This is a genomic window from Halopseudomonas sp. (assembly GCF_047631575.1).
In the GTDB taxonomy this organism is placed as follows: domain Bacteria; phylum Pseudomonadota; class Gammaproteobacteria; order Pseudomonadales; family Pseudomonadaceae; genus Halopseudomonas.
This window is the reverse complement of the sequence record NZ_JBLIAB010000001.1, coordinates 237,157-253,609: the sequence shown is the minus strand read 5'-3', so window position 1 is coordinate 253,609 and position 16,453 is coordinate 237,157. Positions and strand designations below refer to the sequence as shown.

The 16,453-nt window shown below is 55.8% G+C and carries 18 protein-coding genes; 9 read left to right on the top strand and 9 right to left on the bottom strand.

Annotated elements, in window-relative coordinates; translation table 11 throughout:
* Positions 1-9: 9 nt before the first annotated feature.
* The 3 genes from accB to dsbD all read right to left on the bottom strand — a co-directional run bounded on the left by accB (position 10) and on the right by dsbD (position 2,865).
* On the bottom strand, positions 10-462 hold the full coding sequence (accB, locus tag ACJAXR_RS01300; RefSeq protein ID WP_415056446.1) for an acetyl-CoA carboxylase biotin carboxyl carrier protein: 453 nt from the start codon (positions 460-462) through the stop codon (positions 10-12).
* Between the two features lie 24 nt (positions 463-486).
* Positions 487-939 carry a type II 3-dehydroquinate dehydratase gene (aroQ, locus tag ACJAXR_RS01295; protein WP_415056445.1) on the bottom strand — a complete coding sequence of 151 codons (453 nt, stop codon included), beginning with the start codon at positions 937-939 and terminating at the stop codon, positions 487-489.
* Between the two features lie 135 nt (positions 940-1,074).
* Positions 1,075-2,865, bottom strand: coding sequence for a protein-disulfide reductase DsbD (dsbD, locus tag ACJAXR_RS01290; protein ID WP_415056444.1), 1,791 nt, complete (start codon positions 2,863-2,865; stop codon positions 1,075-1,077).
* Between the two features lie 280 nt (positions 2,866-3,145).
* Here dsbD and ACJAXR_RS01285 point away from each other — a divergent pair, with 280 nt between their 5' ends.
* The 4 genes from ACJAXR_RS01285 (at position 3,146) to ACJAXR_RS01270 (ending at position 6,231) form a co-directional block, all read left to right on the top strand.
* Positions 3,146-4,141, top strand: coding sequence for a DUF2333 family protein (locus tag ACJAXR_RS01285; protein ID WP_415056443.1), 996 nt, complete (start codon positions 3,146-3,148; stop codon positions 4,139-4,141).
* A gap of 5 nt (positions 4,142-4,146) precedes the next feature.
* Positions 4,147-4,680 (top strand): NUDIX hydrolase, encoded by a 534-nt coding sequence (locus ACJAXR_RS01280; RefSeq protein WP_415056950.1) that lies wholly within the window; start codon positions 4,147-4,149, stop codon positions 4,678-4,680.
* A gap of 56 nt (positions 4,681-4,736) precedes the next feature.
* Positions 4,737-5,108: a translation initiation factor Sui1 gene (locus ACJAXR_RS01275; protein WP_415056949.1), complete on the top strand. Its 372-nt coding sequence runs from the start codon at positions 4,737-4,739 to the stop codon at positions 5,106-5,108.
* Between the two features lie 88 nt (positions 5,109-5,196).
* A complete protein-coding gene (locus tag ACJAXR_RS01270) occupies positions 5,197-6,231 on the top strand; it encodes a diguanylate cyclase domain-containing protein (RefSeq protein WP_415056442.1) in 1,035 nt (344 codons plus the stop codon).
* On the opposite strand, the gene ACJAXR_RS01265 is transcribed toward ACJAXR_RS01270, so the two are convergent.
* The 4 genes from ACJAXR_RS01265 to ACJAXR_RS01250 all read right to left on the bottom strand — a co-directional run bounded on the left by ACJAXR_RS01265 (position 6,228) and on the right by ACJAXR_RS01250 (position 9,685).
* Positions 6,228-7,016 carry a methyltransferase domain-containing protein gene (locus ACJAXR_RS01265; RefSeq protein ID WP_415056441.1) on the bottom strand — a complete coding sequence of 263 codons (789 nt, stop codon included), beginning with the start codon at positions 7,014-7,016 and terminating at the stop codon, positions 6,228-6,230. The two genes, ACJAXR_RS01270 and ACJAXR_RS01265, sit on opposite strands and share 4 nt — an antisense overlap.
* A gap of 98 nt (positions 7,017-7,114) precedes the next feature.
* Positions 7,115-7,642 (bottom strand): inorganic diphosphatase, encoded by a 528-nt coding sequence (ppa, locus tag ACJAXR_RS01260; RefSeq protein ID WP_415056440.1) that lies wholly within the window; start codon positions 7,640-7,642, stop codon positions 7,115-7,117.
* Between the two features lie 179 nt (positions 7,643-7,821).
* Positions 7,822-8,268 carry a GNAT family N-acetyltransferase gene (locus tag ACJAXR_RS01255; RefSeq protein ID WP_415056439.1) on the bottom strand — a complete coding sequence of 149 codons (447 nt, stop codon included), beginning with the start codon at positions 8,266-8,268 and terminating at the stop codon, positions 7,822-7,824.
* Positions 8,269-8,425: 157 nt separating this feature from the next.
* Positions 8,426-9,685 carry a 6-phosphofructokinase gene (locus tag ACJAXR_RS01250; protein ID WP_415056438.1) on the bottom strand — a complete coding sequence of 420 codons (1,260 nt, stop codon included), beginning with the start codon at positions 9,683-9,685 and terminating at the stop codon, positions 8,426-8,428.
* Positions 9,686-9,858: 173 nt separating this feature from the next.
* Here ACJAXR_RS01250 and mpl point away from each other — a divergent pair, with 173 nt between their 5' ends.
* Both mpl and ACJAXR_RS01240 read left to right on the top strand, forming a co-directional pair.
* The gene (mpl, locus tag ACJAXR_RS01245) at positions 9,859-11,220 is read left to right on the top strand and encodes a UDP-N-acetylmuramate:L-alanyl-gamma-D-glutamyl-meso-diaminopimelate ligase (RefSeq protein WP_415056437.1); all 1,362 of its coding nucleotides are present in this window, start codon (positions 9,859-9,861) and stop codon (positions 11,218-11,220) included.
* A complete protein-coding gene (locus tag ACJAXR_RS01240) occupies positions 11,213-11,818 on the top strand; it encodes a flavin prenyltransferase UbiX (protein WP_415056436.1) in 606 nt (201 codons plus the stop codon). The genes mpl and ACJAXR_RS01240 overlap by 8 nt, the downstream gene beginning before the upstream one ends.
* Before the next feature lie 43 nt (positions 11,819-11,861).
* Here the strand turns inward: ACJAXR_RS01240 and ACJAXR_RS01235 are convergent, their stop codons facing one another.
* Complete coding sequence (locus ACJAXR_RS01235) at positions 11,862-12,317, bottom strand: MaoC family dehydratase (protein ID WP_415056435.1); 456 nt, start codon at positions 12,315-12,317, stop codon at positions 11,862-11,864.
* A 222-nt stretch (positions 12,318-12,539) separates the two neighbouring features.
* Between ACJAXR_RS01235 and ACJAXR_RS01230 the strand changes: the two genes are divergently transcribed.
* On the top strand, positions 12,540-13,124 hold the full coding sequence (locus ACJAXR_RS01230) for an LON peptidase substrate-binding domain-containing protein (protein ID WP_415056434.1): 585 nt from the start codon (positions 12,540-12,542) through the stop codon (positions 13,122-13,124).
* Here the strand turns inward: ACJAXR_RS01230 and ACJAXR_RS01225 are convergent.
* Positions 13,104-14,351 (bottom strand): DedA family protein, encoded by a 1,248-nt coding sequence (locus ACJAXR_RS01225; RefSeq protein WP_415056433.1) that lies wholly within the window; start codon positions 14,349-14,351, stop codon positions 13,104-13,106. The genes ACJAXR_RS01230 and ACJAXR_RS01225 overlap by 21 nt on opposite strands.
* A 163-nt stretch (positions 14,352-14,514) precedes the next feature.
* Here ACJAXR_RS01225 and ACJAXR_RS01220 point away from each other — a divergent pair, with 163 nt between their 5' ends.
* Both ACJAXR_RS01220 and nadD read left to right on the top strand, forming a co-directional pair.
* A complete protein-coding gene (locus ACJAXR_RS01220; RefSeq protein ID WP_415056432.1) occupies positions 14,515-15,780 on the top strand; it encodes a glutamate-5-semialdehyde dehydrogenase in 1,266 nt (421 codons plus the stop codon).
* 7 nt (positions 15,781-15,787) lie between these two features.
* On the top strand, positions 15,788-16,438 hold the full coding sequence (nadD, locus tag ACJAXR_RS01215; RefSeq protein ID WP_415056431.1) for a nicotinate-nucleotide adenylyltransferase: 651 nt from the start codon (positions 15,788-15,790) through the stop codon (positions 16,436-16,438).
* Positions 16,439-16,453: the final 15 nt, after the last annotated feature.

The window sequence follows — 16,453 nt, the reverse complement described above, 5'->3', positions numbered from 1 at the left end:
GGTTCGGGCTCAGGAGATGCTGAACATGGGTTGATCGAATTCCACAGGCTGGCCATCATCTGCCAGGATCGCTTGAACTACACCACTCTTGTCAGCTTCGATATGATTCATCATCTTCATTGCTTCGACAATGCACAACACATCACCGACCTTAACGCTGTGCCCTACTTCGACGAAGGGTCCGGCTGCAGGTGAGGGCGAACGGTAGAAAGTGCCGACCATAGGCGAGCGGACCAAATGGCCGGAGGGCTCAGCCACAGGTGCTTCGACTAGCGAGGCAGGCGCAACAGGTGCAGCAGCTGTTACGGGCGCAGGTGCTGGCTGAGGATAATATTGGGGTTGGGCAATTTGTTTGCTGTGGCGGCTGATCCTTACCGATTCTTCGCCTTCATGTATTTCCAGCTCGTCGATACCGGATTCTTCCAGAAGCTCGATCAGTTTTTTTACTTTGCGGATATCCATTGGTGCTTGCACTCCAGAGCAGTTTTAGTCTTGTTCGGTTTTTTCTATCAGGTCTATCGCGGCATCGAGAGCCAGTTCATAGCCCTTTGCGCCAAGCCCACAAATCACGCCCACCGCTACGTCAGAGAAGTAGGAATGGTGACGGAAGGGCTCTCGTTTATGCACGTTCGATAGATGCACTTCTATAAATGGGATGCACACAGCCAGCAATGCGTCACGTATTGCGACACTGGTGTGAGTAAATGCAGCAGGATTGATCAGAATAAAATCGATCGCTTCATCCCTGGCCCCATGAATACGTTCGATCAATTCGTGCTCGGCATTGCTTTGCAGGCTTAGCAGATGATGGCCTCTGCTTTCGGCATGCTCGCGCAGTGTATGCACTATTTGCTCAAGCGTGGCGACGCCATAGACCCCTGGCTCTCGGGTGCCGAGAAGATTCAGATTGGGGCCATTGAGTACCAGAATGCTCGCCATTATTATTGATCCACGGGCAGTTAATAGAAGCTGACCAGCAGGTCATGAGTAGAAGTCTGCCGGAAACTGCGCAGGCTGTCCAGAATCGCTCGGTTGCCACCAGATGCCAGCATGATTGCTGCAGATGAGTATAGATTACTCGATGACAATTTCTGATACGCGCTGCATAAATCCTTCGAGGTCGATTTCTCCTTGAATGCGAAGATTCTCAAGCTCTGCTCCCTCAGCAGAGAAGAACAGGAAAGCGGGAGGGCCGAACAGACCTTTGTCCGTCAGCCACTGGCGCTGATCAGGTGTGTTATCTGTTACGTCCAGCTTGATCCGCTCAAAGCCTTCTAGCTCCTGGCGCACGCGATCATTACTCAAAACCTGACGTTCGATGACCTTGCAACTTATGCACCAATCGGCATACAGCTCGATTATCGCTGGCCGGTTTAATGTTTTTGCGCGGGCCAACCGCGTATTGATTGCGGACTGATTATCGACCTGAGTAAAAAAATCTCCGTCAGAGATTCTCTGGTTTTGCACTGAGGCCGTCAGCGGGGCCAGCGGGCGCAGCGGGTCAGCGCCGCCGGCCAAGGCGCCGATCAGGGCAGCTGCTGAGTAGATGGCTGCGAGCAAGGCCACTACACGGGCTAGTTTACTGGCTGCGTTTTGTCCGGACGCTTGGAACAGCCCCATCTGAACTGCCAGGCCCGCGGCCAGAGCTGCCCACATGGCGAGACTGACGGGGCCTGGGAGCAGTCGTTCAAGTAGCCAAATGGCTACCCCGAGCAGGCCGAAACCGAAGAGTTGCTTAACTTTTTCAAGCCAGGGGCCCGAGCGCGGCAGAAATGCGTTGCCAAATACAGCGATTAGCAACAGGGGTACGCCCATGCCCATAGCCAGTGCGAACAGTCGCGCCGCTCCGCCAACAGCATCACCGGTGGTACTGATATATACCAAGGCGCCGGCCAGGGGGGCCGAAATGCAGGGAGAGACAACCAGCGATGAAAGTGAGCCCATTACCGCGGCGCCCGATATTGACCCTCCCCGGGTGCGACTACCCAGTCGTTCCAGCGGTTCGCGCAGAAAGGCGGGCAGGCGCAAGTCGAACAGGCCGAACATGGCCAGAGCGAAAAAGGCAAAGAACAGAGCGAAGGTAATCAAAACCCAGGGTGACTGCAGGCGTGCCTGGATGTTCATCGCGGCACCGAACAGGCCGATCAGCGCCCCTACGGTAGCAAAGGTCAGCGCCATGCCCAGCACATAGCTGCCAGCAAGTATGACTGCCCGCGGCCTGTCTATATCGGAGCGGCCAACCACTAGGCTGCTGAGGATGGGCAGCATGGGCAGTACGCAGGGGGTAAAGGTCAGCCCAAGGCCGGCAAGAAAAAAAAGCAGCAGCGCCAGAGCGATCGTGCTTCTGGAAGTGTCGGCGCCCCTGTCGGTATTCTGGATGCCGGTTGCTGCCGCAGGGTTTCCAGGCAAGGCCAGGGTGACAGTTTCCGGCGGGTAACACAGACCTGCGTCGGCACAGCCCTGAAAATCCACTTTCAGCTGCTGCTCTGGCTCTAGAGTTCCACTCAGATTGATGGCGACCTCTAGGCTGTCGTAATACACCTCTACGTCGCCGAAGAATTCATCATGCCGATCCTGCCCGTCGGGCAGTGGGAAGTCAGCTACTGAGGCACCCTTGCCGGTCAGGGCGAAGCCGAGTCGATGACGATAAAGATAATACTCAGGGGTTATCTCGAATCGTATACGAATTTCCTGTCCGGCTAGCCCAACTACGCCGGGTCTGAATGCTTCGTTTACAGGCAGAAAATTGGTTTGTCCGGCGCTGCCCTGAAGCATGTCGGGCGCTGAGGTCGAGTTGTCGAGTAGCCCTCCCGAGACCAGACCAGGAGTGAGCAAGCAAAGCATCAGGAGTAGGCGTGACAGCAAAATGAATGATCCGAGCCAATAGTGAAAAGACCATCATAAACGCTGAATCATCGATTGCCGAGTGACAAAATGCCTTAAAGGCACGTGGTATTCGTGGTTTTGCAACGCGCTGTTTCTTTATGTCGCACTGAGGCGCCGTGGTCAGGCCTTCTTCGAGGATGCGTAGGTTCTCCGCAAGCGCAGCAGGGTGTTTTTTGAAACTCTCGGCGAGCTGCGGCAAAGTGTGCTTGGCTGATGGGAGTGGTATGCTCAAAGTTGAGTCGTTTATAGGAGTCAATACATGAAGTTTGGAAAGGGCGCGTTCGGCACCAAATCCACTGCAGCCTCCGGGAGCAGGTTGAGTGAAGGGCCGGGTAAAACTGTGTTAGCCAAGACCCTGCTAGGCTTGCTATTGGTCTATCTGGTGCTGTGCGTGCTCGTTGGGTGGTACTGGAGCCGAGCGCCAGGTATCACGCCCTTGGCTCCAGCCGTATTGTCCCAGTCAGAAGCGGTCGAAGGTGCGGCGACCGTGGCGACGGTCGAATCGCTGATGTCGACCCTACTGAACAAACCCGGTGGTTATTTGAGCAACGACGTAATGCCGCCCGGAGTCTGGCTGGACAATATGCCGCACTGGGAGTTTGGTGTGCTGGTGCAGATTCGCGACATCACCCGGGCGATGCGACGGGATATGGCGCGCTCGCAGTCCCAATCCGCCGAGGATGAGGACCTGGCTCGAGCCGAGCCACTTTTCCACTTTGATAACAAAAGCTGGATCATGCCAGCCACAGAGAGCGAGTACAGTGACGGGTTAAAGGCGCTTAACGCCTATGCTGGCCGCTTGCGTACCGGGGACGCCGATTTTTATGCGCGTGCCGATAATCTTGGCAGTTGGCTCGGAGATGTCAGTACTCGGCTGGGGTCCTTGTCTCAAGGGTTGTCTGCCAGTGTTGGGCAGGCACCGGTGACAGACGGTAGCCGGCCCCGTGAGCAGACCCCTTGGCTTGAAATTGACGACGTATTCTACGAAGCTCGAGGCAGCGCTTGGGCTCTGGTGTACTTACTCAGGGCGGTAGAAGTGGATTTTGCCGATATTATTGCCAAGAAGAACGCGCAGGCGAGCCTCCAGCAGATCATTCGTGAGCTTGAAGCAACTCAGGAGCCTTTGTGGAGCCCCATGGTTCTAAACGGCGGTGGGTTTGGTCTGTTGGCCAATCACTCGCTGGTCATGGCCAACTACCTGTCGCGGGCCAATGCCGCGCTTATTGATCTCCGGCGCCTTATGGAGCAGGGTTGAGATTGATGGGGCCGGAAATAGAAGCCTATCTGGCAGCGTCCGCGGCGGAGCTGGTTATCTATGTGGACGAAGCTGACCAGCCGCTGGGGGTTACTGCGCGAGGCAGCATGCAGCGCCAAAGACTCATCCCTCGTTGCTCGTTCATCTTTGTTTTCAATAGTACAGGCCAGCTTTGCGTACACCAGCGCGCTGCGCACAAGCGTCTTTACCCTGGCGCTTGGGATGTTGCAGCTGGCGGTGTGGTGGCGGCAGGAGAGACCTATCTTGAAGGTGCGACTCGTGAGCTGTGGGAAGAGCTGGGGGTGAACGGCGTTGAACTGAAATCGCACTTCCGCTTTTTTTATCAGTCTTCCGAAAGCCGGCTTTGGGGGAGCGTATTCAGTTGCACCTGGGATGGTCTTCTCAGCCTTCAGCCAGAAGAGGTCGTTGCGGTACGCTGGGTAGACCCGCACCAGCCATGGCAGCGAGAGGACGAGTGCTACGCGCCGGATTCTCTCCAGGCTCTCGGGATGCTGTTGTCGGATTGTGCCAGTGATTGATAGTGCATTTACCGCCCCCAAAGCCTCCGAAACACCAATTTACTGACGGACTCATGATGGCCAAATCAGCCAAAGGCATGGCCACTCTGGGCGGCCTAGTCTATTCAACTGAAACCGGACGCACCTGCCCTGTATGTCGTCAGTCCATATCGGCCTGTACATGCAGATCGCCTGCGCCCCCCGAGGGTGACGGTATTGCACGCGTGCGGCGTGAAACCAAGGGGCGTGGAGGCAAGACAGTGACCACGGTTGGCGGACTGCAGATTTCTGCTGAAGAGTTGAAGGTTGTGGCAAAAAGCCTCAAGAATCGCTGTGGCTGTGGTGGTGCAGTAAAGGAAGGCGTGATCGAGATCCAGGGTGATCATCGAGAGCTAATCTGCGATTGGCTTATTGAACAGGGTTACAAGGTGAAAGGCGGGGGTGGCTGATGGGCCATATGACCACAGATTTCCGCCGGTATGCACAAAGAGTAATTCCGGACTGTTACTTTTTGCTTAACTTTTTTGTGGGAGGACCATGATGCTAGAGCCGACCTTACCTTTGGATGAAGTGCAACGCCAGTCTGATCTTGAGGCGCTGAATCTGCTCGATACCGGTCCTGATCCGCAGATAGATGGGCTGTTGCGTTTGGCGCAAAAACTCTTCGGTACCCGCGTTGTTCTGGTGACCCTGATTGACAATCAACGGAATTGGTTTAAAGGTCGCAGAGGGATCACCATGCCGGAATTGCAGCGAAATACTTCCTTCTGCGGTCATGTGATCCACAGTGACGCTATTCTGGAAGTACCCAATACCCAGACTGATGAGCGCTTTGCGGATAATCCGCTGGTGACGGGAGATCTTCAGGTCCGTTTTTATGCTGGTATAGCTTTGCATGCACCGGGTGGCAGTCGAATCGGCACTTTCTGCATGTTCGATGACCAGCCTAACACCCTGTCCGTCGAGCACCGACAGAGTATGCAGGACTTTGCCCGTCTTATTGAAGGGCTCTTTGAGGCCCATATGTTACGCCTGCAGCACAAACAACTGTTGATTCAACTTGATTGGGCTCAGCGACGCGCCTTGCTGGATCCCTTGACCCAACTTATCAATCGCGAAGGTTTACAGCAGATGCTGCACGCTTACATCGGCCGGGCCGAGCGTGATGGTCTGCTTGTCGGATTTATATATGGCGATCTGGATTACTTTAAGAAAATCAACGATGAGCATGGTCACGGTGTCGGTGATGAGGTGCTCGTCGAGGTCGGGCAACGACTGGTTGCGGCCATCCGACCAGATGATCTGGCATTGCGCATGGGCGGTGAAGAGTTGGGGGTATTGGCGCTGGTGAGCTCTCACGATCAGCTGGATGCAATCGGTGAGCGGGTGCGCGAGGCTATAGCCAGCAAGCCTTTCGATCTGGTTGCGGGGCAGCTGAACGTCACTATCAGTCTCGGTACGGCGCTTGCCAAGCCAGATGAGATCGATACCGGCCTGCACCTGATTGACCAAGCTGACCGCGCTTTGTACATGGCCAAGCAGAGCGGGCGTAACTGCGTGGTTCGTGGTTAGGGCGAGTCGTGAGTATCCTCTAACCGCAACCACCAATGCAGGTAGCGGCCCAGATTCAGATACGCCGGGTGGCGGCTGTATAGCAGTTCTTGCTCTATTACTTCCTCGGGCTGAACCTGGGACTGGAATTCAGGCGGCATGTAATCGTAGAAAACGCGTATCCCACTTTTGCCGTGACACTCAAAGCCACTGTGCATAACCCACTTGGCGACGAGCGCAGGATCGAGCGGCTGCTGTGGCGTCAGACTGCGCTTGCTGCCGGCCAACTGGTTTTTTGCCAGTTTGCGGAATTGGCCTTTGATCAGGTTTTTGTAAACCAGCGCATCACGATTGTAGAACGCCAGTGAGACGCCTGCGCCAGGATTGCAGAGTTTACGCAGAACGCCAATGGCCTCTGCGGGATCCTCTAGCCACTCCAGCACAGCATGACAAATCACCAGGTCGTACGTCTCGCCAAGAGCGGGCAGCGCCTGGAGCGGGCTTTGCAAATAAGTGACTGGATACGCGGAGGGTCTTGCATCCAGGCGCTCCTTGGCGGCATCAATCATCTCTGCAGACGGGTCCGCCAGGGTCAGTCTATGGCCTTGGCCTATCAGCCACTCACTCATGTGACCCAGGCCCGCTCCAGCGTCGAGTACACGCAACGACTGGTCTGCATGACAGATTGTCGGCAGCCACTCTTCAAGGTCGCGTGTCAGCACGGCCAACCGCACGGCGCCTTTGGGGCCGGCGTAAATCTTGCGGGCAAAATGTGCGCCCATCTCGTCGAAGTAGCGATCTGCCATGCCGGAATTGCTCCTTGGTTGTCGCATTCTGCCAGAAGATCTAAATTTCAGGCATTAAAAAAGCCAGCTTGTGGCCGGCTTTTAATGGGGCAAAACACTTATTTTTGGTAAGCGTTTACTGCCTTAACTATTTCCGCGCGGGCTTCATCAGAGTCACCCCAGCGGTCGATCTTGACCCATTTACCGGGTTCCAGATCCTTGTAATTCTCGAAGAAATGCTGGATCTGCTGCATAAGCAGCTCCGGCAGATCCGTGTGTTCTTTAATGTCGCGATACATTGCGCTTAGCTTGTCGTGAGGCACCGCTATCAGCTTGGCGTCACCGCCACCGTCGTCTGTCATGTGCAACACGCCCACCGGGCGGCAGCGAATCACTGCCCCGGGTGATACTGGATGGGGCGTTACCACCAGCACATCCAGCGGGTCGCCGTCGTCGGCCAGGGTGTTGGGGATAAACCCATAGTTGGCCGGATAGAACATCGGGGTCGCCATGAAGCGGTCAACGAACAGGGTATTGCTGTCCTTGTCGATCTCGTACTTGATCGGCGCATGATTAGCCGGGATTTCGATGACGACATATATGTCGTTGGGAATATCTTTGCCTGCGGGGATCTGGTCGTAGCTCATGGGTTACCTGATTCGGGCATGATTGAAAAATTCTGGGCGAGATTATAGAGGCTGCGTCAGGGGATACCAAGCAATAAGCGCAGAAAACATCTAAAACGATAGTCTTATAAGCAAGTTGGCGATCCTCGCTGCCTGCCCTCCACGGGCGTCGGCGAGAATAAAAGCAAGCCTCGTCTGGATCAGAGCTTGAGAGCGAAGTAGTTAAATTCCGAGTCTGCGGAGAAACCCAGAGACCGATACAGACCATGTGCGGTGTGATTGCTTTCGCCGGTCATGACCGTCATGCGCTTGATTCCCTGAGCCCGCGCCATGGACTTGGCATGGTTGATCAGCTTGTCGGCCACTAGCTGGCGACGGGCCTCTTCGACCACATAGACGCCCTTGAGAACCCAGGTAGGTGACAGAGTAAGTGCTGAGAAACTGGGAATGAACTGGCAAAATCCCATTACTTTTCTGGTTTCCTCGTCTTCGCCCAAGAGAATGATCGCCTGATCGTTTTTCAGGCGGTCTTCCAGGAAACGTCGGGATGCTTCGGGCTTGGGCAGTTGGCCATAGAATTCGCGGTACTTGATGAACAGCGGCGTGATTTCGTCCAGCCGGCTGGTATCTGCCTGCACTATGCGCATACGTGGTTTCCATAATGTGTCAATTTGTGGCTCATCGCTGCCAACGAGTCGGTTGCGAATATCCTGCCCCAAAGTCCGGGAATCTTCAATCGGATATCAATGCCATTTTGACAGGGTCGGGCCCTTGCAGGATGACGTTAACGGGGCAGTCGTGTTGCTAGATCTTGAATTCCGGTAATTTGCGTTCGACTTTGTGGTTGTTCAGTTGGACGTAGGAAGGCAGGCCATTGGCGAACGGCGGGTAATCCTCACCCTGGATTAGCGGCGACAGATACCGACGGCATTCGTCAGTGATATGGAATCCGTCAGCCGTAATGAATTCGCGCGGCATGAACTTCTCGACGTTGGCCACATCCTTTAAGGGAGCCTCAATGATGTCCCACTTGTAAGGGGTGTCCTGAAGCCGGCGAATGGCTGGCATGATGGCGTTCTTGCCCTCAAGGGCTATGCGCACGGCCGCCTGACCCAATGCATAGGCTTGCTCGACATCGACCGCTGAGGCGAGGTGGCGCGCCGAGCGCTGCAGGTAGTCGGCGACTGCCCAATGGTATTTATAGCCCAGCCGGTCTTTCACCAGATTAGCCACGGTTGGCGCAACGCCGCCAAGTTGAGCATGTCCGAAGGCATCGGTGAGCCCTGTCTCGGAGAGGAATTTGCCATCACTATTTTTGATACCCTCGGATACACCAATAACGCAGTATCCGTAAGTCCCTACACATTCTTCGACCCGTGCGAGGAAAACTTCCTGGTCGAAGCGAATCTCCGGGAACAAAAGGATATGCGGTGGCTGTCCTTCGCTTTCGCTAGCTAGTCCGCAGGCGGCGGTGATCCAGCCGGCGTGACGGCCCATGACCTCGAGAATGAATACCTTGGTCGAGGTCGCGGCCATGGATGCAACGTCAAATCCTGCTTCGCGGATAGAGGTGGCGACGTACTTGGCGACAGAGCCGAAGCCTGGGCAGCAATCGGTGATAGGTAAGTCGTTATCGACCGTTTTGGGTACGTGAATGGCCTGAATCGGATAACCCATGGTTTCAGCAAGTTGAGATACCTTGAGGCAGGTATCTGCTGAGTCGCCGCCGCCGTTATAGAAGAAGTAGCCAATATCGTGGGCACGGAAGACTTCGATCAGGCGCTCATACTCGGCGCGGTTGGCCTCCAGACTCTTGAGCTTGTAGCGGCAGGAGCCGAAAGCGCCAGAGGGAGTGTGACGCAACGCAGAAATGTGCTCGGCAGATTCGAGGCTGGTGTCGATGAGATCTTCGGTCAGTGCGCCAATGATGCCGTTATGGCCGGCGAATACCTTTCCGATTCGATCCGGGTGCTGGCGGGCCGTTTCGATAACACCTGCGGCGGAGGCGTTGATAACGGCGGTTACGCCGCCGGATTGTGCGTAGAAGGCATTCTTGACGGTCATGCAGACTCCGTGGATTAAGATGATGGCCTGAAATGGATGCGCGCGGCATCATGTGGCGCGCAATAGTAGCTGAAAGTATGTCTGTTTGCATCGCCGGCCGGCGGATGGCAGCGCAGGACAATAGCGCGTGATACCATCCTCGAATTCATTTCAGCTTGGATCAGGGCGCTACAATGCATCTGCATATTCTTGGTATTTGCGGCACGTTTATGGGTTCTCTGGCGCTGCTGGCACGCGAGCTTGGCCATCAGGTCACTGGCAGCGACGCCAATGTCTATCCGCCGATGAGCACCCAGTTGGAGGCGCAGGGCATCAAACTTCTCGAAGGCTATAGCCCCGAGCATCTGCAGCCCGTGCCCGACCTGGTCATAGTCGGTAACGCGATGTCGCGGGGCAATCCCGCGGTGGAATACGTTCTGGATCAGGGTCTGCCCTATGTCTCCGGCCCTGAATGGCTAGCGAGCCATGTGCTCCCGGATCGCTGGGTGCTGGCCGTTGCTGGCACCCATGGCAAGACCACAACGTCCAGCCTGCTGGCCTGGATACTCGAGTATGCCGGCATGGCGCCCGGATTTCTTATTGGTGGTGTGCCACAGAACTTCGGTATTTCCGCACGACTTGGCGACACCCCTTTTTTTGTGGTCGAGGCCGACGAATATGACAGTGCCTTTTTCGATAAACGCTCCAAATTTGTGCACTACCGTCCACGTACCGCGATTCTGAATAATCTGGAATATGATCATGCCGACATATTCCCTGATCTGGCGGCCATAGAGAGGCAGTTTCACCATCTGGTCCGCACCATTCCGTCCAGCGGTCTGATCGTTCATCCCCAAGGCGATGCGGCTTTGCAACGCGTCATTAACATGGGTTGCTGGACCCCTCGGCAAACCACTGGCGGTGAGGGCGATTGGCAGGCACGATTGCTGGCAGCAGACGGCTCCCGGTTTGAAGTCTGGCTGGGTGGTGTGCTGCAGGGCGTGGCGCAGTGGTCGCAGACTGGCGCGCATAGTGTGGCCAACGCCTTGTCAGCGTTAGCAGCGGCGAGGCATGTGGGTGTTGTTCCGAGTATAGGCATTGCTGCGCTTGCTGAGTTTCGCAATGCCAAGCGGAGAATGGAGTTGCTCGGTACCCTGGGGGGGGTGAGTCTCTATGACGATTTCGCCCATCATCCCACGGCTATTGCTACCACGCTCGCCGGTTTACGCGCCGGCATTGGTGAGGCGCCACTGATTGCCATCATCGAGCCGCGTTCCAATACCATGCGTCTGGGTAGCCATGCGTCAGCACTGGCGGCCAGCGTCGCCAGTGCAACTGAGGTTATCTGGTTTCAACCCCCGGGGCTGGACTGGTCATTGCAGTCTGTCGTGGACGCTAGCCCTGTGCCGGCGCGGATTGAAACTGATATCGACCGGATTATAGAAACGGTGCTGGCCAAGGCATCTGCCGGAACGCGTATCGTAATCATGAGTAATGGCGGTTTCGCCGGCATTCATCAACGGATGCTCAATCTGCTGGAGGTGACCCATGGATAATCGTCGGGTGACCCTGGCGGTAACCGGCGCGTCCGGCTCGCAATATGCGCTGCGATTGCTTGAGTGTCTGGTTAAAGCGGATGTCGATGTCTATTTTTTGATTTCACAGGCAGCTCAGTTGGTTGCAGCCACCGAAACGGATCTGAAATTGCCACCAAAACCCCAGGCACTGGAAGCGTTTCTGACCGCGCTTTTTTCTGCGCGCGAGGGCCAGATCCGAGTATTTGGCAAACAGGACTGGATGGCGCCGGTGGCATCGGGTTCTGGAGCGCCCAGTGCAATGGTCGTTTGCCCCTGTTCAACCGGTTGCCTGTCAGCCATTGCCACGGGTGCCAGCAATAATTTGATCGAGCGTGCTGCCGACGTCGCGCTGAAGGAGCGCCGCCAGCTTATTCTGGTACCGCGTGAAGCGCCTTACTCGACAGTGCATCTGGAAAATATGCTGAAGCTGAGTCAGATGGGAGCGGTGATACTGCCGGCGAGTCCGGGTTTCTATCACAAGCCTGAGTCGGTTGACGACATGGTGGACTTTGTCGTTGCACGTATCCTCAATCAGCTGGGGATAGAGCAGGATCTGCTAGCGCGATGGGGAGAATGAGCATTGCCGGCGCAAAGCCGGCAATGATCGTCTTTTACATGTCTTAAACGAAGTAGAGTGACAGGCCTTCAGCGATGAATGCGGGCTTCTCACTGCCTTCGATTTCCAGTGTGGAGCGTGCCTTGATCAACCATTGGCCGGGTTTTTTCTCGGTCACATCGATAACGGTGCTCTGCAGCCGGACGCGGGAGCCGACGCGCACAGGCTGAATGAAACGCAGGCTATCAAGGCCGTAGTTGACGGCCATCTTCAGGCCGACAGGGCTGATCACTAACCCGGCCGACAGGGCTGGCAGTAGCGAGAGTGACAGGAATCCATGGGCGATGGTGCCGCCGAATGGGGTCTGCTTGGCTTTTTCTTCATCAATATGAATAAATTGATGATCACCAGTGCATTCGGCGAATTGATTGACGCGCTCCTGATCAATGGTCATCCATTCTGAATGGCCTAGATCCTTGCCAATGTAAGAGGTCAGTTCGGAAACGGGTACGGCGGTCATGGCGTTCTCCATGGCTGTTGTTGTATTGCCCCGTGCGGAGCGGTTTGAAACAGACGCTTGCAATGAGTGCGGGTAGAACTATAGACACAAGTTCAAGTCTTTTGCCATGGTTGCAAGGGTAGGTGATGGGGTCAATGTGCAAGCGCTTGAATAGGTTTGCTGAATGCCCCAACCGCCGCACGGACCACCAAGGTAATCCTTTTTTTACAGCGCGAGGCGGGCATGACCGAGAAACACGCTTTATTTCCACTCAAAAGTATTTTATTGCCCGGTTGCGTAATGGATTTGCAAATATTTGAACCGCGTTATTTGGATATGCTGAGTCGTTGTTTTAAGAGGGGCGAGAGCTTTTTGATTGTTGCGCTCGAATCCGGACCGGAAAGCGGCTTCGGTGATTTGCGCTTTAATGCATTGGGTTGCGAGGCACATATTGCCGACTGGCAGCAGCGGGATAATGGATTGCTTGGAATTCGTGTGGAGGGTCGCCGTCGTGGGCGCATATCGGGGGCGGAGGTGGCTGCTGATGGCCTAGTGACAGGTGAAGTCGACTGGTTGCTGGAGCACCACGACAGCCCTCAGCTTGAAGAACATAGTGATCTGTCTGTTTTGCATCAAGCGCTCATGGAACATCCTTTGGCGGAGGGCCTGGGCCTGCCGGAGGTTGCAGCAAGTCAGCAGCGCCTGAGTTATCAGTTGGCTTTCCTACTGCCGTTTTCCCTGGATCAGAAAGTGGCGCTGCTTAACATCGACAACCATCAGGCACGGTTGCGTCAGATCAGCGATTGGCTAGAAGTAATGCAGGCTTGACAGTACGCCAATGGCTGAGATCAAGGGTATCCATAGAAGAAGATAGCTTGCCGGTCGAGCTGGGGTGGTGATGGGCCCCGCTCGCTCAACTATCCACAGCGCAAACAGCATTCCGACTGCAGCCAATAGGCCGGCGTTCACCAGTGACACCAAGGACGTCTGCATCGATACCAGGCTGACTGCGCCTAACAACATGGCCGCAGGAGTGACGCCTGACATAAAGGCTGCCCGGGTCCAAAATGAGTGAGGTCGATTTTTAAGCAGTGCTGTCATGGCGATCAGCAGCATGCTCATCGCCAATGCAGACGTCTGAGATGACTCGCCGGTGATGAATGCCAGTCCTGTGCACAGGCACACGCCGAGAATGATCAGGGCCAGAGGCTGCCAGGCGCGCGTCGCCGCCAGAATTGTTGCTATTGGTCCTATCAGCGCCAGCGGATATACCCATCCGGCCAGGGGTGCCATTGCCGCCAGCGCCGTTATGCTTGGGTTGTCGTGTGGTTGCATCAGCCACAGGGTGACGCTTTGCTCCAATATGTCGAGGTTAACGCGGCCTATGGAGAGGACTCCGAGCGCAAGCAAACACAATAATCCTGCTATCAGATTACTCCAGCGCGCCTGAGTCTTGAGTATCAGTATAACCAGGAGGATCAGGCCCGCCAGTAGGGCGATTAATGTCAGCGCCTGGTGCCAGAAAAATGCGGGAACCGGCCACTTGACTGCTCGGCCTGCGATGAAGCCGGGCGTGACGTAAACCGGTGCCCAGGCCAGGGCCGATAGCAGGTTGATGCCGACGAACCGCAGAACTGGCATGTCGAGCATGCCAGCGACCATCGGTATGATGGGTCTGATTGGTCCCACAAAACGGCCAATGAAAATACTCAACAAGCCATAGCGTCGGAAAAAGTCTTCCGCGCGCCCAATCCACCGGGGATGGCGCTGGAAAAGGCCGATGCGCCGAATATCCTGATGAAAAAAGCGGCCCAGGGCAAAGCTGAGCATGTCACCAATGACTGCGCCGCTGAAGGCCCAGGCGAGGGCGGCAGCAAACGACATTCCACCGCCACCGGCCATGGCCGTTACCGCGAGCAGGAGTACTACTCCCGGCACCACCAATCCCGCCAATGCGAGCGACTCGAGCATGGCTATAAGTAAAATCGCCAGGCCCAGCCATTGCTGATGACCGCCTAGCCAATCAAGCATACTTCCTGCCAGCAGATTATCCATAGGCAGTGTACCTGCATGGCAGTATCGGTTTTTGGGCCCAAGAGTGCGTGTCGGCGCGTGATCGAATCATATTTAAGATCATAGCAGCTCTGCCCTGTCCAGTGCCGTGGCAGACAGCTATAATACGGGCCTTGATCTAAGCAACGGGCAATCGGTGACAGGCATGAGCGCGGAACAGGTGTCAGAGTACATGCAGGGGCTTGGCCTCAGGGCCCGGCAGGCGTCTCGAGTGATTGGTCGCGCCACCACAACGGTGAAAAATCATGCGCTGCGTGCGACTGCGGACGCAATAGAAGCGGCAACGCCTCAGCTAATTGAAGCTAACGAGCTGGATTTGCAAGCAGGGCGGGAAAGCGGTCTTGATGCGGCGATGCTCGATCGTCTGGCACTGACTCCTGCAGGCATTCAGGGCATGCTCGAAGGCTTGCGGCAAGTCGCCGCGCTGGATGATCCGATCGGTGCCATTCGTGATATGAAATTTCTCCCGTCAGGTATCCAGGTGGGTCGGATGCGCGTGCCATTGGGCGTCATAGGCATTATCTATGAATCGCGACCCAATGTGACTGTCGAGGCCGCTAGCCTCTGCCTGAAATCCGGCAACGCCTGCATTTTACGCGGCGGCTCCGAATCGATTCACTCCAATCGCGCCATTGCCATTTGCCTGCGTCAGGGTCTCGATGCGGCTGGGCTGCCACCCGAGGTAGTGCAGGTGGTGGAGACCACCGACCGAGCGGCAGTTGGTGCGCTGATAACCATGCCTGAGTTTGTTGATGTGATCGTTCCACGCGGAGGCAAGGGCCTGATTGAGCGGATAAGTCGCGATGCGCGAGTCCCGGTCATCAAGCATCTGGACGGTATTTGTCATGTTTATATTGATGACCGTGCGGATATGGACAAGGCCGAGGCCATAGCAGTGAACGCCAAGACCCACCGATATGGGGTCTGCAATGCGATGGAAACCCTGCTGGTTCATCAGGATGTTGCTGAGGTTTTTTTGCCCCGCGTTGCACGCGTATATGCCGAAAAACACGTAGAATTGCGCGGCTGCAAGGTGACCCTAGCTATCCTGCCAGAGGCGATAGCGGCCACGGAAGAGGACTGGGGTACCGAATATCTGGCGCCTATTCTGTCGATACGCGTCGTAACCGATATGGATGCAGCTATCGAACACATCAATAACTACAGCTCACAGCATACCGATGCGATGGTCTCCGAAGACTTTAGCCGGGCACGACGGTTTCTTGCCGAGGTCGACTCTAGTTCAGTCATGATCAATGCATCGACCCGCTTTGCGGACGGCTTCGAGTACGGTCTGGGTGCGGAGATCGGTATTTCCACTGACAAGATACACGCCCGCGGGCCCGTCGGGCTGGAAGGGCTGACCAGCGAAAAATACGTGGTATTTGGTGACGGGCATATCCGCCAGTGATGTGCGGATGAATAAGCGCCTTGGGCTGCTGGGTGGCACCTTTGATCCAATCCACTTTGGACATTTACGTGGCGCACTGGAAGCGGGTGAATGTTTGGGTCTGGACGAGCTTCGGCTGATCCCGAATGCTCGACCGCCACACCGGGGATTACCCGGCGCGACCGCTCAGCAGCGTCTTGATATGGTGCGACTCGCGCTCGATGCAGGCAATACTGGGCGCAACGACATACGGGTTGACGATCGGGAGTTGTCCCGCGACCGTCCGTCATATAGCGTGGAAACACTCGAATCCCTGCGCAGCGATCTTGGCGATGCTGTTACCCTGTACATGATTCTCGGGTGGGATGCCTTTGGTGGCCTGCCCGGCTGGCATCGTTGGGAAGAATTACTGGGATTGTGCAATCTGGTTGTGCTGCAACGGCCGGACTTCAATCCGGAGTTACCTGAAGTGCTGAAGGATCTTCTGGCCGCTCGTTGCGTCAGTGATCCGGCAGATGCCAACGCTCATTATGGACAGATTATTTGTCTGTCGCAGACGCCCTTGGCCATTTCCGCTACCCATATACGCGAACTGGTGGCGGCGGGTCGCTCGCCACGCTTTCTGTTACCTGACGCTGTACGTGATTACATTGAAACCAACGGGCTGTATCAGCCCTGATACCGAAGGACACGA